Raw genomic sequence first — 21,738 nt, forward strand, 5'->3', positions numbered from 1 at the left:
GAGTAAGCCTTATGATTCAACCCGCTCATGCGGCTCCGGACGCCGCCACCGACCCCCGGATCGACCCGCAGGTTCGCGCGTTCCTTGCCAAGATCAACACGGATCCAAGCCCGTTCTGGGAACTGCCGCAGCCAAAGCCCCAGGAGATCCTGACCGGTCTTCAGAACATGACCCCGGTCGACATGTCGGGAGTGACCACGACCGAGCAGACCATCACCCAGGATGGCCAGACGGTGAAGATCTACATCATGAAACCCGAGCACGTCACCGGCAAGCCTGGCGTGCTGCTGTTCATTCACGGCGGCGTCTGGATTGTCGGCAACTTCCAGAACCACCAGCGTCTTCTCCGCGATCTGGTGGTCGGCTCCGGCCAGGTCGGCGTGTTCGTCGAATATACCTCCCTGCCCGAGGCGCGCTTCCCCACGCAGCTCGATCAGTCCTATGCCACGCTGAAATGGGTGGCGGCGCATGCTGATGAGTTCGGCGCCGACGGCAGCCGGATCGCGGTCGCCGGCAATTCGGTGGGCGGCAACATGGCCGCAGCGCTGACGCTCATGGCCAAGGACCGCAACGGCCCCAAGATCAGCTTCCAGGCGCTCCTCATTCCGGCGACCGATGCAAGCGTCGATACCGGTTCCTATCGCGAATACGGCATCGGCCGCTTCCTGGCACGTGACTTCATGAAGTACGGCTGGGATCTCTACGCCCCCGACGCCAAGACTCGCGACAACCCTTATGTGTCGCCGTTGCGCGCCAATCTCGACGAACTCAAGGACCTGCCGCCGGCACTGATCATCACCGCCGAGAACGATCCGCTGCGCGACGAGGGCGAGGCTTACGCAAGGAAGCTGAAGGAAGCCGGCGTGACGGTCGCCGCGGCGCGCTACAACGGCACGATCCACGACTTCGTGCTGTTGAACGCCATCCGCAACGTGCCTTCCACGGAAGCAGCGATCGAACAGATCAACGACAATCTGCGCCACTATCTCGAGCCGGCAACGCACTAGCCGAAACAGCGACGCGGCGGACCTGCGCCGCCGCGTCGCCAACGAGGGCCTGGATTTCAGGCGGACACTCGATTGGCTCAGGGTTGCTCGCTGATGAAGCGGGCTCGATATTCACTCGGGCTGATGCCGATCCTTTTGCGAAAATGGTGGCGGAGCGTGTGGGCGCTGCCGAAACCCGATGCCAGCGCCACGACCTCCATGTTGCTCTGCCCCAGACACAGCAGCCGTTGGGCATCGCTGACGCGTTCGGACAGCAGCCAGTCCCCCGGTGTCTGCCCGGTTGCTTCGGAAAATCGGCGCAGGAAGGTTCGGACACTCATGCGGCACTCCCCGGCCATACGCTCCACGCTCCAGTTCGCCGCCAGATTCGCACGGACATTCTCGAGAAGCGGGGCGATCGCCAGACCTTCCCGATGAGGAACCGGGCGTTCGAGGAACTGCGCTTGACCTCCCGATCGATGCGCCGGCATCACCAAGCGCCTGGCCACGGAGTTGGCGGCACTTGCGCCAAAGTCCTGCCGAACAATATCGATCATGAGATCGATGCCGGCAGCACTGCCGGCAGACGTGTAGATGCGATTGTGCGAGCGATAGAGCGAGGCGTCGTCCACCGCGATGTCGGGATAGCGGGCGCGTAGCCTGTCGGCATATCTCCAGTGTGTCGTCGCCGCGCCACCAGACAGCAGCCCCGTAGCCGCCAGGACGAAGGCTCCCGAGCAGATGGATGCAAGCCGGGCTCCCCTTTCATGGGCGGCACGGAGCTGTCGGCAAAGCGTATCGGGGACGGGAACGTCCGCACCCTTCCAGCCAGGAACGATCACGATATCGGCCTGCTCAATCAATTCCGGGCCGCTGTCCGCCACGACGACCAAGCCGCCATGGGCGCGCATCGGTCCTTCATCCACGGCGCAACTGGCGAAGCGATACCACGCCGGCCCCATTTCCGGGCGCGCAAGGCCGAACACCTCTGCGGCGATTCCGAACTCGAAGGTGCAAAGGCCGTCATACAGCAGAACGACGACGAGGGGGCCGGTGAGGTTTGGCATGATCTTTACGTATATTGTCATTCGCGCCAATTGCAAGTCGGGGGCAGTGTGGAGAAATAGGCGACGAAAGGAGACCAATCATGCCAACATCTGTTACCGCCATATCACCCGCCCCGAGTGCGGAAGCCCGCCAACACTTCGCAGCCGAATTCGCATTCGAGACCGACTGCTGGGACGTTCACGACGCACTTGGCAAGATGCCGGATTTCGTCCTGCTGGACGTGCGCGGGCCTGCCCTGTTTGCCAAGGGCCACATCGCCGGGGCCATCAATCTGCCGCATGGCAAGATCGTGCGATCGAAAATGGCCGACTGGCCGGAAGAGACGATCTTCGTGACCTACTGCGCCGGCCCTCACTGCAATGGTGCGGCGCGGGGTGCGCTGCGGCTTGCCGAGTTGGGACGGCCGGTCAAGATCATGGCCGGCGGTGTCACGGGCTGGCTGGACGAAGGCTTCAGCCTGATCTCGGACGACGTCGCGTGACAGACCGGGTGGTCAGGAGCGCGCGCTCGGCGGACGCTGCATCGTTGCTGGATTTGATCCGGAGGCATGCGTCGTTCGAGCAGACGACCGCGCATTTGAACGAGAACGATCTCAAGTTGGTTCTGGATTCGCGGCAACCTCCTGTCCACCTGATCGTGGCCGAAGAGGGCGGCAAGCTGGTTGGCTATGCCGCCCTCACCTTTGACTTTGCGCTTTGGACTGCCAGCCGCTTTGCCTACCTCGACTGCCTGTTCGTCCGCGCAGGCGCGCGCGGTCGAGGCATTGGCAGGCTCCTCTTTGACCATGCCTGTCAAATGGCGGATGAGGCGGGCGCTCAACGGATTGAATGGCAGACCCCGGCATGGAACGCCGATGCGATACGCTTCTATGAACGCGAAGGCGGCGCCGGCCAGCTCAAGATGCGTTTCAGCAAAGCTTTGCCGGCGCAGCGGATGCAGAAGCCCTGAAATTTACGGCAAGAGCCGCAGCAGCGGTGATTGTCCGCGCGGCATCGCCCGGGCGTCCTCGGTTGACAAATGGCGGACAGCCCATAATCTGCGTGCACGCATTTGAGATCGCCACCGTTCTTTCGGAGATGAGGATCATGCAGGTGCCCCGCAGATACGTTATGGCCAAGTGCATGAGACGGTTTCTGCTGGCGAATCTTGCCCTTTGCCTTTCGGCCTTTGCGGCCGACGCCGGAACTCTCGACACGCTCACGGAGCGCGGAAGCCTGCGCATCGGCTACATCGCCGACGAGGCGCCCTTCTCCTCCAGCAAGCCGGGCGCCGATCCCGCGGGATATGCCATCGACCTGTGTGGCAAGATCGCCGACGAGATCGAGCATCAGCTTCCGCAACTGAAGCGCGAATACGTCGAGATGACGCTCGCCAACGGCTTCGACGCGGTGAAGGATGAGAAGGTCGACCTGCTTTGCGGCGCCATCACCGTCAATCTGGTGAGGCGGGAAATCGTCGACTTCTCACAGCCGATCTTCCTAACCGGTGCGAGCGCGCTGCTCCGCAAGGATTCGCCCAACTATCTCCAGACCCTCTTTCTCGACGAACCCGCTATTCGCCCGGTCAGCCAGCGCGTCACATCCACGAACGTGATCGGTGCGCGTGCGAGCACGACAACGGCAGCGACGCTGCGCGAGGCACTGGCAACCCAGGTGTCGAAGACGCGGATCGCCGATTTCGAAACGCACGAGGATGGGCTGAAGGCGCTGGAGAATCATGAGATCGATGCCTATATCGCCGACCAGGTGCTGCTCTTCAACCTGGCCACGCGGGCGCGCGATCCGTCCTCGCTCGAGGTCGGCGATCGCCTGTTCACGCACGAACCCTATGCGATCGCCCTGCGCCGTGACGACGCCGACTTCCGCCTTCTCGCGGATCGTGCGCTGACGGATTTCTATCTGTCAGACGATTTTCTGCCGCTGCTCGAGACCTATTTCGGAGCCGAAGCACCGATGCTGCACACGCAAATCATCATGGAACATGTGCCCTAGGCTTCGTGGCCAAAGCGCATCGTGCTGATGAAGGCAGACGATCCGCGCGACCCGTCATTCACGTCGCTCCTCAAAACATTGTCGAGAGTGGCGGTGGCATCGGCACGACGCCTCTCCAGCGCCCTTCTCGCCTAAAGGCGTTTTTCGAAGAACGTGTCCGGGTATGGGTCGTCGTTGAAACGGGCGATCTCGTTCCATCCGGTTCCTCGATAAAGCTGCGTTGCCTCGGGCAGCGCGCTATTCGTGTCAAGGCGGAGGACCTTGACGGATAGTTCGCGGGCGATGTCCTCGGCGGCCGTCATCAGGCGTTTTGCAAGCCCAAGGCCACGCGCAGATGGCGCGACCCAGAGCCTTTTGATCTCCGCGACGTCGCCGCCGCTGCCCTTCAACCCGACACAGCCTATCGGCAGGCCATCCGACATGGCCACCAGGAACGCGCCGCGCGGACGGATCATATCCTCGGCGTCGGGATCCCGAGACAGAGACACATCGAAACCCTTCTCGAAGCGGCGTGCGAGTTCCGCATAGTATTCGCCGAGACAGTATCTGGCGTCCTCGCTCCGGGCATCCTTCTCCTCAAGCAGGATCTGATTGCGCTTAAGCGCTGAAGCGACAATATCCATGGCACGCAGGAGTTCTTCCGGGCGGCTATGGCGGGCCAGGAATGCCTCCGCCTGCGCATTGGAAAGCCCTTCATAGGCCTGAAACTCGGAACGGCCCGCTTCGGTCAATCTGGCAACGCGGCGACGCGCGTCCTGCGGGTTCGGTGTCGTCTCGATAAGACCCTCCTCTTCCAGGCTGCGCAGAAGACGACTCATCAAGCCGGAATCAAGACCGAGATAGTCGCGGATCACCGCAACATCCGATTGCCCCTGGCCGATCGAATTGAGAACGCGCGCCGCGCCCAGCGGACGCCCCCGCCCAAGGAAAGATGTATCGAGAGCGCCGACCGCGGAGGTGACGGCACGGTTGAAGCGACGAACGCGAGAGACAGGATCATAAGCCATATTATCTGACTTAAGTCAGATAATTGCTCCTGTCAATCGAAGCACTCGCAGAGCCCGCCTTCCCGGCCGGTCGGGACGTGCTCAGGCGCCTTTGGGCCGAAAGCGGTCATCGACAGACGCCGGCTTCGCGCGAACTGCGGACATAGCGGCGGATCACTATCCGGCATCATTTGCGAAATGACGTAACCAGACACCTGTTCGAGATTTGTCGCGCGCCGCGTAGTCCTGGATTGCCTGCCCAAGGTCGCCGAAAACAGGTGTTTCCCTGTCTGCGCCGAGCTCGGTCAGCCGCATCGTATACCACGCCGTGATCCCGCCCTCCGGCGCATCGGAAAATCTGGGAAAAAGCGGCTCAGCTTTCCGATCAGCTTTCCAGAGGCCGGGAAGTGATGGCTCGAGTACGAACGCACGCGCAAGACCGACAATATCAACTGCGCCGCTTGCCACGGCGTCTTCGGCCTGCGCGCGTGTCTTGAAGCCGCCTGTCAGCATAAGGGGCTTGGTCGTCACAGCGCGAGCGCGCTTTGCAAATGCGAGGAAGTACGGTCCGTGTCCTGCTCCGTCGGAAGCGGATTTGGCTCCGGGGAAGTAGGTTCCGCCGCTGATGTCGATAAGGTCGACCGAAGATCGGTCCAGCGCCGCCACCACACTCAGCGCGTCTTCCGCGTCGAACCCGCCCTCAAGCTGGTCCGAAGAATTGAGTTTCACAGCGATCGGGAAATCGGCACCCACAGCAGTGCGTGTTGCTTCGATAGCTTGCAGCAGAGGTCGCATGCGATTGGCGATTGTCCCGCCGTATTCGTCGCTGCGCCTGTTGAAGAGTGGTGAAAGGAACTGGCTAAGCAAAAATCCGTGCGCCGCGTGAATCTGCACCCCGCCAAAACCGGCCTGCTGCGCCAATCGAGCTGTTCTCGCAAACTCCGAGGGCAGTTGGTGCAATTCGTCCAATCGAATTTCCGCGCAGCGCAAACCGGGCAGATCAAGAGCGCTCGGCCCCTTGGGGTTACTGGTCGGCGCGTAGGCGAGCGCCCCGGCGTGACCGAGTTGCAGCCAGAGCGCGGTGCCATTTTCGCCGCCATGTCGGGCAAGTTCCCGGAATCGGTCGAGGTCAGAGGCTTCGTTGAGGACCAGATTGCCGGGGTTCTCGGCGTAGCCGGAGGTGAGTTGCACCTCGCCGATAATGGATACCGCCAGCCCACCCGCGGCCCAGCGCTGATACAACCTGAACTGTTCGGCGGTAGGATGGCCGGTTCCATCGCCCAACGAATCGGACATCGCTGACTTCGCAATGCGATTCTTCAGGACTAACCCACAAGGCAGTTGCAGCGGTTCAAACAGCGTTCCACGGTATTGCATTTGAGATTCCGCGATCAATATTCCGGCGGCACCGTAGCACAATGGCGAGTCTGGTCTACCGGCCGACCACTGAGCCTGGGCTGGCAAACGACGCAATCTCCATGTTTCTACAAAAACAGAGTTTGGTGGTTCGTCGTGGCTAGCCGGAACGCAGACGACGCTATCGGTCACCATTCGGCAACCGATAGCGTCGCAGCACGGTTGGCCTATTTCGCGCCCGCAGCGGATTCGATGACCGCAGCCACCTCTTCGGCGTGCGACGCCAGCGAGGCATGGCTGCCATCGACGGTCGTGACCTTGGCTTTCATCCGTTCGGCAAAGAAGGCCTGAGCGTGCGGATCAAGAAGCTGGTCCTGTGCACTGAGAACGTACCAGCTCGGCTTGACATGCCATGCGGCGATCTTGGTGACCTCGTCGAAGGCGGTGTGATTGAGGGGCATTTGATGGGCTGCGAGATACTCTCCGACATCCTTGGGCAGGTCGGCCGCCACGGCTGCCGGGAAGGCTGCAGGGTCGATGGTTAGATAGCCCTTGTCGTCGGCCCGGATGGCCTTGACGCCCGGGGTCGCCGGTCCGCTTGCCGCCAAAGCCGAAACCGTTTCACCCTTGTCAGGAGCGAAGGCCGAAACATAAACAAGCGACGACACGTTGGCATTGATGCCAGCTTCGCCGATCACTACGCCACCCCAGGAATGACCAACCAGAACGGTCGGTCCATCCTGCGCATCAAGTGCGGCATTCGTGGCGGCCACATCGTCGGCAAGCGAAGTCAGCGGATTCTTGACGGCGGTCACCTTATAGCCCTTGGCTGTCAGAATGGCGGCGACGCCGTTCCAGCTGGTCTCGTCGACGAACGCGCCATGAACCAGCACGATGTTCTTGACGACGCCGGCGGGAAGCGTCGGCTGGGCGGAAGCGGGCGCGGCACCGAAAGCGGCCGTGGACAGCATGAGGGCGGAGAAGAAGAGGTCTTTCATCTGAGGCTCCATTGGGTCGCATTGCTGCGGGGTTGATTTCGGCTCGGACAATCTGCAATATCAATCACTATCGGTCGCTTTGACAAAACCATCCGGCCATTTCTTATAAGTATCTATACAGTCAGCATTTTATTCGCTGAACACACCCAAAACATAGGATTTAAGGCGATGAAACGCCATGACCCGAACCCCGTAAGTCATGCTCCATCGTCCGGAAATGCGGGCATGCTTGCGGCCCGGGTCGATCTCCTGTCGCAAATGCTGGCGCTAATCAGACTTGAGGGCGAGCTGGTGTTCGCGGCGGAGCTGACACAACCCTGGGCGTTGCGCTTCGGGCCCGGATCGGCCTATTTTTTTGTTGTTCTCGAGGGCGAGCTGACAGTTCTGGCCGCCGATGGACCGCCGGTACGCGCCGTCACCGGCGATCTGGTCATGCTGCCGCGCGGCGTGGGGCATCTCCTGAGCGACGGCGGCGGTTCAGCCGCGGCGGCGGTGAGCCAACTGATGAGCGAGCAGTTCACGACCGAGCAGCTGAGCCTGCGGCACGGCGGCGAAGGCACACGAACCAGACTTATCGCGGGAGCTTTTCATTTCGAGAACGAGTCTATGCCCTGGGTCGTCTCATCGCTGCCGGCCGTGATCCACATTCCAAAGGCGGGAGGCCAGACGGCAAGGTGGGTGGAGGGTCTTGCCCATTTCATGATGGTCGAGGCGCAGGAGGTCCATCCCGGCTCGTCGATCATGATCTCGCGGCTCATCGACGTGCTGGTCATCCGCATCCTGCGTACCTGGGCGCAGACGGAAAAGGCCGGCAATTCCGGCTGGCTGGGGGCGCTGGCCGATCCGCGCATCAGTCGCGCCCTGAAAGCCATTCACGATGAGCCGTTCCGACGTTGGAGCGTGGTCGAGCTTGCGCATGTGGCGGGCATGTCGCGCTCGAGCTTTGCCGAACGCTTCTCCGCATTGGTCAAGGAAGCGCCGCTTTCCTATCAGAGCCGGTGGCGGTTGACCCTCGCGTTCGGTATGTTGCGCCAGGCCGATTCAAGGGTCAGCGACGTGGCGCGACAGGTGGGCTACGATTCCGACGCGGCGTTCAGCAGGGCCTTCAAAGCACAGTTCGGCATTGCTCCAGTGCATGCCAGGCTGGCCACTCCGACGAAGCTGCAAAGAGAAACTGCGGGTCGCGCAACGGATGAACCTGGTCGATCTATCTCGTAGCTGACTTCAGGAGAGCTTGCCGTCTCCGGGACGAATGCGGGCAAGAACCCGAGCGAGAGCCTTCTGCAGCGCCGCGGTCCCTCCGAAATCGCGGAAGTCCTCGAGTACCTGCTCGTTCAGCCCGCCCTTGGTCGAATGCTCGCCGACGAGTTCGTCGAAGCTCGCGGCGGGTCTTGAACGGGCGGCATGGGCGAGGCCGGAAAACAGCTGGCGGAGGTAGGCGTCGCCGGCGGCCCTCGCAAGACCCTGGCTCTCCAGCCAGGCCGACGCCGCGTCGAGGATGCCGAAATAGGTGCCCATCATCGAGCTCGCCGCCGCGAGAAGATCGAACTCGCGTTCGCTTTCGACCTCGATCGCCGCTCCGAGCACCGAGAAGACGGCATGCGAGACCTCGTCCGGCGGATGGATTGCAGTGGCACCCTGGAGATCGGCGACGAACGGCAGCGGAATTGCCTGGCTCAGCCGGACAGGCTGGTCGATCCATTCGAGCAGCCGATCGAGCGGCGTGGCGGCGACAAAGCTGATGACATGGTGGTCCGGCCGAAACCGGAGCGCGCGGACGACCTCCTCGGCAATCTGCGGCCTCACCGCCACGAATACGAGATCGGACCGGTCGAGCACATCCTGGTTGCCAGAAGCGATCGACACGTTCCCGTTCGCCGCTGCGAGGCGGGCGGCGACGCTTTCGTTGCGAGGCGACAGCACGATCTGGGTGTCGCGAAACCCCGTCTTGCCCAGCCCGGTGACGACGGCCTCCGTAATCGTGCCCGTCCCGACGAACCCGATTGTCATCCGCTTCGGATCGATCTCCATTGCCACCCCCTGTGCCACTGCTTCCGCCTTCCAATACGCCCGAAGGGCACCGGCTTGTCCAGATCGACCGGCGTATGGATTTCGCAGGAGTGATTGCATCCGCCACAACTGCGAAGAGGCAGTCGGGTACTCCTGGTTGCAGGCGGGAGCAGGTCGCCGTGGCTCGGGCGCGGGAATTGGCAGTGCGGGCAGAACTGCTATATTGATTTCTTGCAGCCACGGGTTTGTCGTCGGGGGGACGGCCATGCGGATCGCGATCATGGGTTCGGGCGCCATCGGCGGCTATCTTGGTGCGCGGCTCGCCGGAGCCGGCCAGGATGTCACCTTCATCGCGCGTGGCGCTCACCTTGAAGCAATGCGACGCCATGGATTGCAGCTGGAAAGTCCGCGCGGCAATGTCAGCCTGCCTCAGGTAACGGCCACCGAGATGCCTTCCGATGTCGGCCATGTCGACATCGTGTTCTTCGCCGTCAAGCTCTATGACAACGAAGAGGCGGCTGCGGCAATCGTGCCGATGGTCGGCCCGGAAACGCGGGTGGTGACGCTGCAGAACGGCATCGACAGCGTCGAGACGCTTGCCCGATGGGTGCCGCCTTCGCAGGTCGTCGGCGGTGTCGCCTATATTTCGGGATATATCAAGGAGCCCGGCGTGATCGTGCATGCGGGTGGTGCCACGCAGTTCTATGTCGGTGGGCACAATGACCCGGTGATCGGCGCGCTGCAGACTGCCTGCACCCGGGCCGGGAACATTGGCCTGGAGGCGGTCGAAGATATCGATCAGGTGCTCTGGACCAAGTTTGTGACGCTCTGCGCGTTTGCGGGTGCTACCAGCTTGATGCGCTCTGGAATTGGACCGGTCCTGGCCGATCCTGAAGCCCGGATATTCCTCGGCCAGTTGCGGGACGAGGGCATGGCGGTGGCGAAGGCAGCGGGTCATCCGATGCGCGACGGATACGAGGCGGACGCTCGATCGCGGTGGCAAAACCTGCCGCCCGATACGCGCTCATCCATGGCCAACGATCTCTTGCTGGGAAAGCGCCTGGAACTTGCGTGGCTGTCAGGCCGCATGCACGCGCTCGGCAACGAACTCGGCGTGCCGACGCCGGCACATACCGCGGTCTATCGCGCGCTGCATCTATATGCAAAAGGCGCCGAACCTTGACTCAAGACGGCGCCGCTGGGGGGAGGGAAACGAGTGGAGACCGAAAACTGGGCCGAGAGCACGTCGTCGACTGGCACCGACGAAGCGCAAGCCATGTTCAACAGGCACCTGGCAACCTACCGGAAGGTTGTCGGCGAAAACCTGATGTTTCATCGTGAGGTCTACTGCTTGCTTCATAGCCTGCTTTCCGAGGAGATGCCGAAGCCGTTCAAGTTTCTCGATATCGCTTGCGGGGATGCGTCCGCCTCGGCGGCCGCGCTTAAGGGGAGCGCCATCGGCCACTATTACGGGATCGACCTCTCCGCGCAGTCCCTGGAACTCGCAAGGCAATCGCTGAAGGACCTGCGGTGTCCTATCGACCTGCGCTGTTGCGACTTCGCCGAAGCGATGGCCGACTGGTCCGAGACCGTGGACCTAGTGTGGATTGGAATGTCGCTGCATCATCTGCAGCCGGAGGGAAAGGTCCGGCTGATGAAAGATGTGCACGATGCATTAGGCCGTGGTGGCCTGTTCCTGATCTGGGAACCCACCCTTCTCGAGGGAGAGAACCGCACCGAATGGCTTGATCGGTTCACCTCATATCGCAGCGTATGGGCCGCACTGACCGACGAAGAATTCGAAACGATGGACTCTCACATGAGGCTGGCCGACTTCCCGGAATCAGCCGACACATGGAAGTCGATGGGCCGTGAAGCCGGTTTCGCCCATGCCGAACATATATACCAGATGCCCAATCGCTTCGGCAGTGTCTACCAGTTCAGGAACTGACATCGCGGTCCGCTAACGCATCCGCTATTCGGATCGTCGTGGCCTCATCTGCCGACCTGGTCCTGACTGGCAACCACCGGCACCGTCGCTTCGTCCGCAACACGGGCTTCGGTCTGCCGGGCGGCAGCGACGACGCGGCGCTGTGCGCGGATTGCATTCCATTGCTGGTCGATCAGCACGCCGATGAGGATAACGCCGCCCATGACGGCGAAATTCAGCGACGAGGGGATGCCGAGCAGGTTGACGAGGTTCTGCAACTCCTGGAGCAGGACCGTGCCGAGCACGACGCCGACGATCGATCCCTCGCCGCCGCGCAGCGAAAAGCCTCCGAGCACGGCTGCGGCAATCGCGTAGAGTTCGTAGAATTGGCCATGGCTCGCCGGCGAGATCGAGCGCGTGTACATGGCGAAAAGGATCGCCGAAAGCGCGGTCAGCAACCCGCAGATGACATAGGCCGACATCACCATGCGGCCGGTGCGGATACCGGAATAGCGGGCCGCCTCCTCGTTCTTGCCGATCGCGTAAAGATAGCGCCCGAAGACGGAGCGGTGCAGCACGATCCACGTGACCACGCCGATGATGACAAGCGCGATGAAGGTGTTGGGCACACCGTAGAACCGTCCTGCGGTCAGGAATTCGAGGTCCGGGAAATTCTGGCCAAAGGCAAAACCCGCCGTTCCGTCGGCCGTGTAAAAGCGCGCCGCCCCGCGATAAATCAGGAGGCCGCAGAGGGTGACGACGAAGGGTTGCAGGTTCAGCCGGGTGATCAGCCAGCCATGAACCGCACCGATGACCGCGCCGAGCACGAGAATGAGCGGCAGCGCCAGCATCCAGGACATGTCCTGGACCGCAACGAAATCGATGAACAGCACGCCGAGAAGCGCCACCAGCGAGCCGACGGAAAGCTCGATACCGCCCGTAATGATGACGAAAGCCTGGCCAATCGACAGGATGCCGAACAGGCCGATCAGGTTGGCCGTGTTCGCCAGGTTGATCGGCAGCAGGAAGCGCGGATTGATGATGGCGACGACAATGCCGACGACGACGATCAGAAGCAGCAGTCCAAGATCTTTCTTGATCATTCGAGATCCATTCCCCGATACCCAGTGAGATTGCCGCAGCGGCTATTTTACGCCTTTGCCGACGGCAAGCAAAAGGACGCTTTCCTGGCTGAATTCGTCCTCTTCCAGAATGCCGGCGATCTGGCCCTCATGCATGACGGCAATGCGGTCGGAAACGCCGATCACCTCTTCCATGTCGCTGGAGATCATCAGGATCGCGACACCGGCATCGGCAAGCGCCCGCATCAGGCCATAGATCTCGTTCTTCGCGCCGATATCGATGCCGCGCGTCGGCTCGTCGAAGATCATCACCTTCGGGCTCATCGACAGCCATTTGGCAAGCACCACCTTCTGCTGGTTGCCGCCCGACAGCGTGCTGGTCCGGATCGAAACCGAGGGCGCCTTGATGCCGAGGCGAACGCGCTGCTTTTCGGCCGCCGCCGTCTCCCGCTCGGCAGACAGCATGAAGCGGCTGGCGAGCTTCGGAAGATCGGCAAGGGTGATGTTCTGGACGATCGGGAAATCGAGCAGAATGCCGTTGCGCTTGCGATCCTCCGGCACCAGGAAAATGCCGCGGGCGACCGCGTCCCGCGCGGAACCGACCACAATCTGCTGCCCGTCCTGGAAGATGGCGCCGCCGTAACTCCGGTCGATGCCGAAGAGCACCCTTGCAAGCTCGGTGCGGCCGGACCCGACGAGCCCGGCGAGCCCCAGGATTTCGCCATACCTGATTTCGAGATCAACCGGGCGGCGGGGATAGGCCTCGGTGCGTACGCCGCTTGCCTTCAGCGCAACCGAGCCGGGCGAGCGCTGCGGCTTTGCGGTACGGGCGGCAAGCACCCGCCCGATCATCAGCTTGACCATCTGGTCGTGGCCGATGTCCTTCTTGGCGAGCGTGCCGACAAGCGCGCCGTCGCGCAGCACGACGACCCGGTCGGCGACGCGCTCGACCTCGTGGAGCCGGTGGGAGATGAAAATGACGCTGATGCCATCCGCCTTCAGCAGTTTGATGATGCTGAGCAGCCGCTCGGTTTCGGCCAGCGGAAGGCTGGAGGTGGGTTCGTCGAAGATGACGAGCCTTGCGTTGATGGACAGCGCCTTGGCGATTTCCACCATCTGCTGCTCGGCAAGCGAAAGCGACGCCACGGGCGTGTCGGCGGAAAAATGCGCCCCCACGCGCTTCAGGAGCGGCTTCACCATGTCTCTCAGGCGATCGCGATCGACGAGCTTGAAAGGTCCCGCCTTCAGCGGTTCACGGCCGAGGAAGATATTGGCGGCGACGTCGAGATTCTCGAAGAGATTGAGTTCCTGGTGCACGAAGGCGATGCCGGACGAGATGCTCGATTCCACCGTGAGGAAGCGAAGCTCCGTCCCGTCGAGCAGGATCGTCCCCCGGTCGGGTGCGATCACGCCGCCGAGAATCTTCATCAGCGTCGATTTTCCGGCCCCGTTTTCGCCGACGAGGCCGATGACCTCGCCAGGCACGACGTCCATCGACAGGCCCTCGAGCGCGACGACGCCCGGATAGGTCTTGCCAACGCCTGAAAGCGAAAGGAACGGCGTTGCGGGCGCGCCCGGTGACGGGAGGTCGGAGGTATGATTCATCGCCTGTCCATGGCTGCTGTCGGAATGAAATGCCTTTCCGCGGCGGCGGCGAAGGCCGCCGCCGCGAAGGAGGTTATTTTCCAGCCATGGCCTTCAGGTTGGCGGCATACTTGTCGACATCATCCTTGCCGATGATCACCGTCGGGATGATGATCAGGCCGTCGGCGGGAACGCCGGACTTGTCGCCCTTGAGGTAGGCGGCCATCAGTTTCATGCCCTGGTAGGCCCATTCGAACGGCTGCTGCACGACAGTCGCGGCGATCGTGCCTTCCTTGACACCGCCGAGCGTGATCGGATCGTCGTCAAAGCCGACGACGGTGATCTGGCCGAGCTTGCCCGCCTCGCGGAGCGCCTCGTAGATGCGCGGCGTATTGTAGGAGTAGAAGCCGACCATGCAGGTCACGTCGGGGCTGGCCACCAACGCATCCTCGACGTTCTTCTTGGCACGCGTCTGGTCGATGTCGTCACCGCGAACATCGATAAGCTCGATCTTGGTGCCCTTGAGCCCCTCCTTCATGCCTTCGATGCGCTCGCGGGCATTATCAGCGCCGAGAAGACCGACGAAACCGAGGCACTTGCCGCCGTCCGGCATCGCCTTCTTGGCGATTTCGGCGGCCTGCTTGCCGGCATCGACGTTCGAAGAACCGATATAGGCGACACGGTTGGTCTTCGGCGCGTCGCTGTCAGTCGTGAAGAGAGCCGTCTGCGAGCCGATCTTGTTGAGGCCATCCGTCTGGGTCTTGGGGTCGACGGCCGAGACCATGATCCCCTTGACGCCGGCGGTGACGAGATCTTCCATGAGGCGCTGCTGAATGGCGACAGCCGCCTGCTCAGGATACTTCAGCTCCATGTTGTAATCAGGCATTTCGCCCTGCGCCTTCTTCACCCCCGCCTCGGCGGCTTTCCAGAAGTCGGACGCCCCGTTGACGACGAATGCGAGCGTCGGCTTGTCGTCGGCATAGGCTGCAGCCATCGGTGCCGCGCTCAGCATCAGCCCGGCCAGGAACAAGGCTGCATTGCGTTTCAGCTGTTTCATAACACACCTCCCGAGGGCCGCATTGGCGAGGGCCCGTTCGCTACTCTACGGCCGGCCGGATGCACGCCCCCTCCCCGGGGCCGTCGCGAAGCGACGTATGGCATAGGTTCCGATCGCTCCCTGACGGTATACAAGAATCTTAATTAGTAAATAGTATTATTAATGTAGCTCAGAACATGCTGGCGCCGGGCCAGTTCCGCCGCAGGGCAAGGAGCGGCGCCATGAGAAATGGCGGTCGCCAGCGAGTCGCAACGACCACCTTCGACCGCTAGCAGCCACTTGACCATGGCCACAACGCGCCAAGAGCGGTCGTCTACTTGCCCGCGATAGATGACAGGCTCGGGGCCGTCAGCGGACTGGCAGCTTTTGGTCTCGGTTCTTATGAAGCGGACGTTCAAATCCCCATTGTTTGACGTAATCTGACATGATGGTGAACTCACAACGGACCACCACCGATAGCACGGCGCCGGTCGACTCGCCGGAGACCGCGCGGCGAAGGACCCGCTACCGGTGGGCCAGAGGGATCGTCTGGGCGAATGGCACGGTCTTCGTCGTGACCGGGCTGGCGGGCAACGTGCTCAACATGCTAGATCGCGACGACCTGATCCAGCGCTACCAGATACTCTGGATATTGCTGGCCGCGAGTCCGCTGCTCCTCTTCAATTATTACGTCCTGCATCCCTTCAAGCGGTCCCTCGCGTTGGCCGAGCGCCGGGATCTCGCCTCGCAAGGACGTTTGGACGAGCTGACGGTCGAGCCGGTCGAGACGCTCGTTTGTGAGCCCCGCCCCGAGGACTCCCCCGAAACGTTGCGCCTTAAAGCGCAACATCGTCGCAACGTGCGCGGCGGCTGGGTGGCACTCGCCATAGGCGTCGTTTCATTGATCCTCGCGATTTTGGACTTCGCGACCCAGGTCACCGGGATGACGTTTCTCGTGGGATTCGGCGCCGCCATCTTCATCGTCATGCGCGAACACGTCCTGGCTCGCTTCCAGTGGGCCCTCGCGCTGGCCGAGCGCCGGGATCGCGCCTCGGAACGACGTTCGGACCGGCTGACGGTCGCGCCGGTCGAGCCGCTCGTTTATAAGTCCCGCCCCAAGGACTCACCCGAAACGTCGCGCCTTAAGACGCAACATCGGCGCAACCGGCGGGGCAGCGGGGTGGCGCTTGCCATAGGCGTCGGTTCATTGATCCTCGTGATTTTCGACGTAGCGACCCACGTCACCCTGCTGACGTTTCTCGTCGGGCTCGGCGCCGCCCTCTTCATCGTGGTCCGCGATCACTGGCGGGGCTCGCTGCAGACGGCCTTAGCGGAGTCGATGCAGAAGGACATGGCAGCGCAGCACGCGGCGGATTTGGCGCAGGCCCGGCATCAGGTCATGGGGCCGGTGCTCTAGCTACGTTCGTTCACGGACGATGACCAGGCGGGGACGCGTCACGGCGCACTCACGGAGGAAGAACATCTGGCACGCGCGTTGGCGTGGATAGGCCCAATGGTGGCGGTGGGCCGCCCCGGCGAGAGATTGCCGCAGGTGGGTGCGCAGCGCGTCTACCTGACGGACGACGCCTGGCAGGCGCGCATCATCGAACTGATGGAGGGTGCCGCGCTGGTTGTGCTGCGCACGGGTTCGAGCGCGGGTTTCCACTGGGAAGTGGGCCGCGCCTTGTCCACGTTGTCGCCGGAGAAGTTGCTGGTCATCGTCGACAATCGCAAGGAGCTGCGTGGGCTTCTGGAAGTGATCGCGAATCACCTGGGTCAGCCGAGCGCCAAAGTCAGTTGTCGTGGAAAGAACATCGGTTCGGTCAAAGGCCTGGTGATGTTCGAAGATGGCTGGGTGCCGCGCCCGCTGCGGTTGCGTCGCGGCACGCTGCGGGACCTGGGAGAGTGGGGAAACCTGTCGACGCGCTTTGTCCTTTCGTTACAGCCGCTGTTCGAGCGTCATGGAATCAGGGCGACGATCCCTCCAATCTCAAGATTGAAGATCGTCGGGGTGGCATTTCTGCTGGTCTGGGCGGCGCTGGCGGCCTTCGTGTGGGACTAGGTCGAGGATCGTCTGGCTTAGCGCGTTGGAAGAGCAATTCCGTCACCGGGGTTTTAGCGAGGCTACGATCCGCGTATCTGCGGGGAACAGGCGAGCGCTCGGCCTTTATCTACATCTAGGCTATTCAGAGAGATGGCGGGGCTTCGATTACGACCCGATACTGCGCATCACGCTAGAAAAAGTCGAGCTTGGGAAACCACTGGGTAGCTGAGACCCTATGTCTCGACGGCCTTGGGGCCGCTTGGACCACGATTGCAGCACTGGCCTAGGTTCGACCCCACAAAAAATCACCCTCCTATTTTCCCCACCCCTCACAACCATGCCTATACTTTCCCCGCCCCGCCCTCGGATACACCGGTGAGCGTCACCGGCGAGGCGGGGCCGGCGCCTTGCGGTTGGTCCTGACGCAGACCGGCCGCCAAGGGGTTCGCAGAAAATGGTCCCCCTCTCGCCTGCAACATGGCGGGGCGTGCCTGTGCGGCACACATGAATGGACCGGCGACTGGCAAGGGCCTTCGGGCTTCTCGCCTTTCGCGGCGCCGCGGGAAAATCCGTCGAGCGTCGCCCTGGAAAAGGTGCCGATCATCCGCGCAGAGGGACCCGCAGTTGCGGGCATAAACCGCCGAACGGGGCGCTGGAAGGTGCCATATACCCTTACTCCCACGAGGCATTTTCCAGCGCCCCGTCCGAGTAGGCAGCGGGCCGCATGTCCCCCGGGCCGGAACCGGCTTCGGAATCGCGACATGCGCCAGGAAAAGCTTCAAGCCACGGGCCGGATGGGGCCGCGTGAAGGAGAACCCATGCCCGAGAAAAAGCGTGACGAAATGCCCCGAGACGAAGAGATGGGAGACGAAGAGATGGCGCGTCTTCGCGCCGCGCTGAAGGAGGCAACCGCGCCGGCGCGCGACGCGATCGATCGCCGGGCCTACGAGGCGGGCCGCGCCGTCCAGCACGAGGCGAGCTGCCGCCGCGCCGCCACCCTTGCCCTCTTGCCGCTCATTGCCTGCCGCCGCCGCGCCTGCCGGCGCAGGCGCCGCTGCAGCGGTCCCATGGTGGCGTCGGCCCGGCAGAAGGGCGCCGTCGCCGCCCAGCGGGCGCTCGGCCTTTCGGGTGCCGCCGTCGCCGACCTGCCGCTCTGCGCGGCAAGCTGCTGGGAAGACCTCTTCGAACGCTTCCGCTCGGCGCTTGCCAGCCTCAGCCGGCGCCCGGCCGAACTTGCGGACAGGACCGGGCCTTGACCTGCGGCGAACATGCGTCTTGCCCTCGGTTCAAGAGGCGACCAGCGAGGCCTTCAGCCGGCCTGCCAGAGCGCGCATGTGCATGTCGTTGGTGCCGCAGCAGCCGCCGAGGATCTTCATGCCCCGCCGGTGCAGGCCGACCATCATCTCGGCGAATTCGCCGGGATCGCTGCCGTCGGCGTGGTCGAGCCCTTCCAGCTCCTCCGGCGTCAGGCTGGAGGCATTGGCCTGCAGGCCGAATATCCGGTCCGTCGCCGGCCACGGCTCCTTCGATGCCGCCGTCTCGAAATGCGAGGGATGGACGCAGCCGCCCATGTAGTAGAGCGGCGGGCGGCCGGCCGCGGCGTCGATGCGGGCCACCGCATCCGCAAGCGCCGTGCCGTCAGGAAGACGGCCGGCCGCATCGATGACCGGCGCCAGGATATAGGGCAGCCCGGTTTCGGCAAACACCCGGGAGACGCCGACGAGTTCCTCGACATCGGGGAAGGTCGGCGCGTAGAGGAGGTCGGCACCGGCGCCGGCGAGCGCATGGACCTGGTCGCGGACATAGTCTTCCGCCTCGTCCGCGTCCGGCGCGCCGTCCGGGCTGTAGCCGTCGACCCGGGGCCCGACGACGCCGGCGATGAAGACGGTGCCCTCGAGCCCGAGCTCGCGGCGCAGGTCCTGCAGGAGTGCCACCGATTCGGCATTCGCCCGGTGAAGGTCGCTCGGCGCGGTGTAGCCGAGCCGGAAGAGGCAATCGCGGTGCGCCCGCCAGGTCGGCGTGCCGACCTGCATCGGCAGGTCATAGGCGGCGGCGACCTCGAGATAGCTGCGGTAGATCGCCGACAGCGCCTTGCGCCCGGCATCGCTGAAGAGATGCACGAAGGCGGCACTTTCGGGGGTGGGCAGGCCGTAGTCGTAGACGAGCCTGGTGACGACGGCCCCTTCGGTCAGGAATGCGGGAGAGCTGTTCAGGCGCTCCACATAGGTCATGGCGGATGTTTTCTTGGTCATGATCTCTTGATGCCGGCGCAGTGTTAACCTGCGATTTGGTCCGAAGCTGAAGCTGTGTCATTTGTCATACAGAGTGACATCGGATCCGGCACGATACCACGCGGCATCATCCGCACGATTGAATAGCCCCGGCACAAAAAGCAGCATATCCTGCGCGGCATCCGAGGCGGCCATGCGTCGCAAGCCTCTCGTCACGAAGGGACCGGCACCGCACTCATGACACGCGCGCAGCAGGTTGGCGTCATCATCGGTCTCGCGGTCGTCGCGGCGCTGACCCTCCTGCGCGCCAGCGACCCGCCGCTCCTGAGGCAGGCCCGCGACGTCACCTTCGACGAGTACCAGCGCATCGCGCCGAGGGCCTACGAGAACATGCCGGTGCGGGTCGTCGATATCGACGAGGCCTCGCTCAGGGAATTCGGCCAGTGGCCATGGCCGCGCAACCGCATCGCCGAACTCGTCGAGCGGCTTTCCGCCATGGGCGCCTCGGCCATCGCCTTCGACATCCTCTTCGCCGAGCCTGACCGGCTTTCGCCCCGCAACGTCGTCAAGGAAATCGAGGGCTTCGACAGTGCCCTCATCGAAAAACTGCCTGACAATGACGAGATCCTGGCGCAGGCGATTGCCGGAAAGCCCGTCGTCCTCGGCTTCGGACTGTCGAACGAGGGAAATTATCGCCCACCCGTCATGGCCGGCTTCGCCTTTACCGGGGAGAGCCCCGTCAACGCGCCGCCGCATATTGCCGCCGCCACGCCGCTGCGCCCGCAGCTCGAGGCCAATGCCTCCGGGCTCGGCCATATCAGCCTCAATCCCGGCAGCTCCTCGGCGGTCGTGCGCGCCGTTCCGCTTTTCCTGACCGACGGCGAGCAGCTCTACCCCAATCTCGCCATGGAGGCCCTGCGCGTCGCCCAGGGCGCCTCGACCTATGTCATCGCCGGAGCACCCGATGCCCCCGACATCATGACCCTGGTCAAGAACGGCGAGTTCGTCGCACCGGTCACCGCAACCGGCGAACTCTGGCTCTACGTGACGCCAGACATGGCTGCGCGATACGTTTCCGCCGGCAAGATCCTCGCGCCGGATGGCCCTTCTCCCGAGGTGGCGGCAGCAATAGAGGGCAGCATCGTCTTCGTCGGCACCTCCGCCGCCGGCCTCCAGGACATCCGCGTCACCGCGCTTGGCCAGAATGTCCCCGGCGTCTCGCTGCATGCGCAGATCGTCGAGCAGATCCTGTCCGGCCGCTTCCTCTCCCGGCCGGACTGGGCTGATGGCGTTGAGATCCTCTCCATCGCCGTTGCCGGTACCCTCCTCGTCCTGGTGACGACCTTCGTCAGCCCGGCCGTCGCCCTCGCCTTCGGTCTCATGATCACCGCGCTGGCGCTGGTTGCTTCCTGGCTCGCCTTCTATCTGGCGGGCATGCTCTTCGATCCCCTGGCCCCCATCGTCAGCGGATCGATCACCCACTTCGTCGTGACCGCCTTCCGCTTCCTGGTGACGGACCGCGAGCGCCGCGAGGTCAGGCGCGCCTTCGGCCACTATCTTTCGCCGTCATTGCTCTACCGCATCGAGCACACGCGCGACGCCCTCAGGCTCGGGGGCGACGACCGCGAGCTGACGGTCATGTTCGTCGACGTCAGGAACTTCACCGAGATCAGCGAGCGGCTGACGCCCACCGAGGTCGTCGGTTTCCTCAATACGCTCCTCGACGCGCTGAGCCGCCACGTCCTTTCCAACGAGGGCACGCTGGACAAGTTCATCGGCGATTCGATCATGGCGTTCTGGAACGCTCCCGTTGATGTGGCCGATCACGCCAAGAAGTCGGCCCGCACCGCCCTTGCAATGCGCGAGACGCTCACGCAGCTCAACGCCGACAATGCCTTCGGCTTCGGCGAGGCGCAGAAGGTCGGCATCGGCGTCGGCTTCCATACGGGCATTGCCTGTGTGGGCAACATGGGCGCCGAGGCCCGCTTCAACTACTCGGCCATCGGAGATGCGGTGAATGTCGCCGCGCGGATCGAGTCCTCGTGCAAGGACGTCGGATTCGACATTCTTGTGTCCGAGGACACGGCGCAGCTGCTTTCGGGATTTGCGTTGCTTGAGGCAGGGATGCTTCCGCTCAAAGGCAAGAGCACCCGCACCCGCCTTTTTGTGGTCGTCGGTGACGAGCAGGTTGCGGCCTCGCCCGAATTCGCCGAGCTGCAGGAAATCCACGGGCGGCTCGTCGAAGCCCTCGGCTCCCGTTCACCCGCAACGCGCCGGCTCCTCAATGCCGCAAGGTTGCGCGCGCCGATGATTGCTGCCGGCCTGCTGGAATTCTACGAGCGGATCTCGCGGCGCTCCCACCACTTCCGCGAGGAGGCGACGGGGAAGAGCGAGGATGTCGCCGGCTGATGCGCCAGGATCTCCGCAGTCGGGGCA

20 protein-coding genes are annotated in these 21,738 nt (G+C 63.3%); 11 read left to right on the plus strand and 9 right to left on the minus strand.

All coding sequences use genetic code 11. The features are described 5' to 3' along the window. Positions 1–11: 11 nt before the first annotated feature. On the plus strand, positions 12–1,007 hold the full coding sequence (locus EV286_RS10115; RefSeq protein ID WP_132956918.1) for an alpha/beta hydrolase: 996 nt from the start codon (positions 12–14) through the stop codon (positions 1,005–1,007). A gap of 77 nt (positions 1,008–1,084) precedes the next feature. Here the strand turns inward: EV286_RS10115 and ftrA are convergent, their stop codons facing one another. Further along, entirely contained in the window at positions 1,085–2,074 is a 990-nt protein-coding gene (gene ftrA / locus EV286_RS10120; protein ID WP_132956919.1) for a transcriptional regulator FtrA, read from the minus strand. Positions 2,075–2,133: 59 nt separating this feature from the next. On the opposite strand from ftrA, the gene EV286_RS10125 reads away from it, so the two are divergent. From EV286_RS10125 to EV286_RS10135, 3 genes are all read left to right on the plus strand, one after another. Next, the gene (locus EV286_RS10125; protein WP_132956920.1) at positions 2,134–2,535 is read left to right on the plus strand and encodes a rhodanese-like domain-containing protein; all 402 of its coding nucleotides are present in this window, start codon (positions 2,134–2,136) and stop codon (positions 2,533–2,535) included. Beyond that, positions 2,532–3,002: a GNAT family N-acetyltransferase gene (locus EV286_RS10130; RefSeq protein WP_245500670.1), complete on the plus strand. Its 471-nt coding sequence runs from the start codon at positions 2,532–2,534 to the stop codon at positions 3,000–3,002. Before EV286_RS10125 ends, EV286_RS10130 begins: the two co-directional genes overlap by 4 nt. Before the next feature lie 173 nt (positions 3,003–3,175). Beyond that, positions 3,176–4,045: an amino acid ABC transporter substrate-binding protein gene (locus EV286_RS10135; RefSeq protein ID WP_245500671.1), complete on the plus strand. Its 870-nt coding sequence runs from the start codon at positions 3,176–3,178 to the stop codon at positions 4,043–4,045. A gap of 131 nt (positions 4,046–4,176) precedes the next feature. On the opposite strand, the gene EV286_RS10140 is transcribed toward EV286_RS10135, so the two are convergent. The 3 genes from EV286_RS10140 to EV286_RS10150 form a co-directional block, all read right to left on the minus strand. Continuing rightward, positions 4,177–5,052 (minus strand): helix-turn-helix domain-containing GNAT family N-acetyltransferase, encoded by an 876-nt coding sequence (locus EV286_RS10140; RefSeq protein WP_132956922.1) that lies wholly within the window; start codon positions 5,050–5,052, stop codon positions 4,177–4,179. Positions 5,053–5,208: 156 nt separating this feature from the next. After that, entirely contained in the window at positions 5,209–6,408 is a 1,200-nt protein-coding gene (locus tag EV286_RS10145; RefSeq protein ID WP_132956923.1) for an NADH:flavin oxidoreductase/NADH oxidase family protein, read from the minus strand. Between the two features lie 206 nt (positions 6,409–6,614). After that, entirely contained in the window at positions 6,615–7,385 is a 771-nt protein-coding gene (locus EV286_RS10150) for an alpha/beta hydrolase (RefSeq protein ID WP_132956924.1), read from the minus strand. Positions 7,386–7,610: 225 nt separating this feature from the next. Between EV286_RS10150 and EV286_RS10155 the strand changes: the two genes are divergently transcribed. After that, positions 7,611–8,603 carry an AraC family transcriptional regulator gene (locus tag EV286_RS10155; RefSeq protein WP_245500672.1) on the plus strand — a complete coding sequence of 331 codons (993 nt, stop codon included), beginning with the start codon at positions 7,611–7,613 and terminating at the stop codon, positions 8,601–8,603. 6 nt (positions 8,604–8,609) lie between these two features. Here EV286_RS10155 and EV286_RS10160 read toward each other — a convergent pair whose 3' ends face one another. After that, complete coding sequence (locus EV286_RS10160; RefSeq protein ID WP_132956926.1) at positions 8,610–9,416, minus strand: pyrroline-5-carboxylate reductase; 807 nt, start codon at positions 9,414–9,416, stop codon at positions 8,610–8,612. Between the two features lie 244 nt (positions 9,417–9,660). On the opposite strand from EV286_RS10160, the gene EV286_RS10165 reads away from it, so the two are divergent. Both EV286_RS10165 and EV286_RS10170 read left to right on the plus strand, forming a co-directional pair. Next, the gene (locus EV286_RS10165; RefSeq protein ID WP_132956927.1) at positions 9,661–10,578 is read left to right on the plus strand and encodes a 2-dehydropantoate 2-reductase; all 918 of its coding nucleotides are present in this window, start codon (positions 9,661–9,663) and stop codon (positions 10,576–10,578) included. A 33-nt stretch (positions 10,579–10,611) separates the two neighbouring features. Next, positions 10,612–11,346: a class I SAM-dependent methyltransferase gene (locus EV286_RS10170; RefSeq protein WP_132956928.1), complete on the plus strand. Its 735-nt coding sequence runs from the start codon at positions 10,612–10,614 to the stop codon at positions 11,344–11,346. Positions 11,347–11,390: 44 nt separating this feature from the next. Here EV286_RS10170 and EV286_RS10175 read toward each other — a convergent pair whose 3' ends face one another. From EV286_RS10175 to EV286_RS10185, 3 genes are all read right to left on the minus strand, one after another. After that, complete coding sequence (locus EV286_RS10175; RefSeq protein WP_132956929.1) at positions 11,391–12,428, minus strand: ABC transporter permease; 1,038 nt, start codon at positions 12,426–12,428, stop codon at positions 11,391–11,393. A gap of 42 nt (positions 12,429–12,470) precedes the next feature. Then, a complete protein-coding gene (locus EV286_RS10180) occupies positions 12,471–14,012 on the minus strand; it encodes a sugar ABC transporter ATP-binding protein (protein WP_132956930.1) in 1,542 nt (513 codons plus the stop codon). 73 nt (positions 14,013–14,085) lie between these two features. Further along, positions 14,086–15,048, minus strand: a complete 963-nt coding sequence (locus EV286_RS10185; RefSeq protein ID WP_132956931.1) for a sugar-binding protein — start codon at positions 15,046–15,048, stop codon at positions 14,086–14,088. A 424-nt stretch (positions 15,049–15,472) separates the two neighbouring features. Between EV286_RS10185 and EV286_RS10190 the strand changes: the two genes are divergently transcribed. The 3 genes from EV286_RS10190 (at position 15,473) to EV286_RS10200 (ending at position 18,327) form a co-directional block, all read left to right on the plus strand. Then, a complete protein-coding gene (locus EV286_RS10190) occupies positions 15,473–16,444 on the plus strand; it encodes a hypothetical protein (protein WP_132956932.1) in 972 nt (323 codons plus the stop codon). A gap of 96 nt (positions 16,445–16,540) precedes the next feature. Continuing rightward, entirely contained in the window at positions 16,541–17,089 is a 549-nt protein-coding gene (locus EV286_RS10195; RefSeq protein ID WP_132956933.1) for a hypothetical protein, read from the plus strand. 800 nt (positions 17,090–17,889) lie between these two features. Continuing rightward, positions 17,890–18,327 (plus strand): hypothetical protein, encoded by a 438-nt coding sequence (locus tag EV286_RS10200; protein WP_132956934.1) that lies wholly within the window; start codon positions 17,890–17,892, stop codon positions 18,325–18,327. A 30-nt stretch (positions 18,328–18,357) separates the two neighbouring features. On the opposite strand, the gene EV286_RS10205 is transcribed toward EV286_RS10200, so the two are convergent. Further along, the gene (locus EV286_RS10205) at positions 18,358–19,323 is read right to left on the minus strand and encodes a homocysteine S-methyltransferase family protein (protein WP_132956935.1); all 966 of its coding nucleotides are present in this window, start codon (positions 19,321–19,323) and stop codon (positions 18,358–18,360) included. A gap of 216 nt (positions 19,324–19,539) precedes the next feature. Here EV286_RS10205 and EV286_RS10210 point away from each other — a divergent pair, with 216 nt between their 5' ends. Continuing rightward, positions 19,540–21,711, plus strand: coding sequence for an adenylate/guanylate cyclase domain-containing protein (locus EV286_RS10210; protein WP_132956936.1), 2,172 nt, complete (start codon positions 19,540–19,542; stop codon positions 21,709–21,711). The last annotated feature ends 27 nt before the right edge of the window (positions 21,712–21,738 follow it).

This window comes from Rhizobium sp. BK251, from assembly GCF_004345245.1.
In the GTDB taxonomy this organism is placed as follows: domain Bacteria; phylum Pseudomonadota; class Alphaproteobacteria; order Rhizobiales; family Rhizobiaceae; genus Rhizobium.

What these genes read in the sequence shown, in the direction of transcription:
- EV286_RS10115 (WP_132956918.1), top strand. Translation starts at nt 12, where the DNA reads ATGATTCAACCCGCTCATGCGGCTCCGGACGCCGCCACCGACCCCCGG.
- ftrA (WP_132956919.1), bottom strand. Translation starts at nt 2,074, where the DNA reads ATGACAATATACGTAAAGATCATGCCAAACCTCACCGGCCCCCTCGTC.
- EV286_RS10125 (WP_132956920.1), top strand. Translation starts at nt 2,134, where the DNA reads ATGCCAACATCTGTTACCGCCATATCACCCGCCCCGAGTGCGGAAGCC.
- EV286_RS10135 (WP_245500671.1), top strand. Translation starts at nt 3,176, where the DNA reads ATGAGACGGTTTCTGCTGGCGAATCTTGCCCTTTGCCTTTCGGCCTTT.
- EV286_RS10140 (WP_132956922.1), bottom strand. Translation starts at nt 5,052, where the DNA reads ATGGCTTATGATCCTGTCTCTCGCGTTCGTCGCTTCAACCGTGCCGTC.
- EV286_RS10145 (WP_132956923.1), bottom strand. Translation starts at nt 6,408, where the DNA reads ATGCAATACCGTGGAACGCTGTTTGAACCGCTGCAACTGCCTTGTGGG.
- EV286_RS10150 (WP_132956924.1), bottom strand. Translation starts at nt 7,385, where the DNA reads ATGAAAGACCTCTTCTTCTCCGCCCTCATGCTGTCCACGGCCGCTTTC.
- EV286_RS10155 (WP_245500672.1), top strand. Translation starts at nt 7,611, where the DNA reads ATGCTTGCGGCCCGGGTCGATCTCCTGTCGCAAATGCTGGCGCTAATC.
- EV286_RS10160 (WP_132956926.1), bottom strand. Translation starts at nt 9,416, where the DNA reads ATGGAGATCGATCCGAAGCGGATGACAATCGGGTTCGTCGGGACGGGC.
- EV286_RS10165 (WP_132956927.1), top strand. Translation starts at nt 9,661, where the DNA reads ATGCGGATCGCGATCATGGGTTCGGGCGCCATCGGCGGCTATCTTGGT.
- EV286_RS10175 (WP_132956929.1), bottom strand. Translation starts at nt 12,428, where the DNA reads ATGATCAAGAAAGATCTTGGACTGCTGCTTCTGATCGTCGTCGTCGGC.
- EV286_RS10180 (WP_132956930.1), bottom strand. Translation starts at nt 14,012, where the DNA reads ATGAATCATACCTCCGACCTCCCGTCACCGGGCGCGCCCGCAACGCCG.
- EV286_RS10185 (WP_132956931.1), bottom strand. Translation starts at nt 15,048, where the DNA reads ATGAAACAGCTGAAACGCAATGCAGCCTTGTTCCTGGCCGGGCTGATG.
- EV286_RS10190 (WP_132956932.1), top strand. Translation starts at nt 15,473, where the DNA reads ATGATGGTGAACTCACAACGGACCACCACCGATAGCACGGCGCCGGTC.
- EV286_RS10195 (WP_132956933.1), top strand. Translation starts at nt 16,541, where the DNA reads ATGGTGGCGGTGGGCCGCCCCGGCGAGAGATTGCCGCAGGTGGGTGCG.
- EV286_RS10200 (WP_132956934.1), top strand. Translation starts at nt 17,890, where the DNA reads ATGCCCGAGAAAAAGCGTGACGAAATGCCCCGAGACGAAGAGATGGGA.
- EV286_RS10205 (WP_132956935.1), bottom strand. Translation starts at nt 19,323, where the DNA reads ATGACCAAGAAAACATCCGCCATGACCTATGTGGAGCGCCTGAACAGC.
- EV286_RS10210 (WP_132956936.1), top strand. Translation starts at nt 19,540, where the DNA reads ATGACACGCGCGCAGCAGGTTGGCGTCATCATCGGTCTCGCGGTCGTC.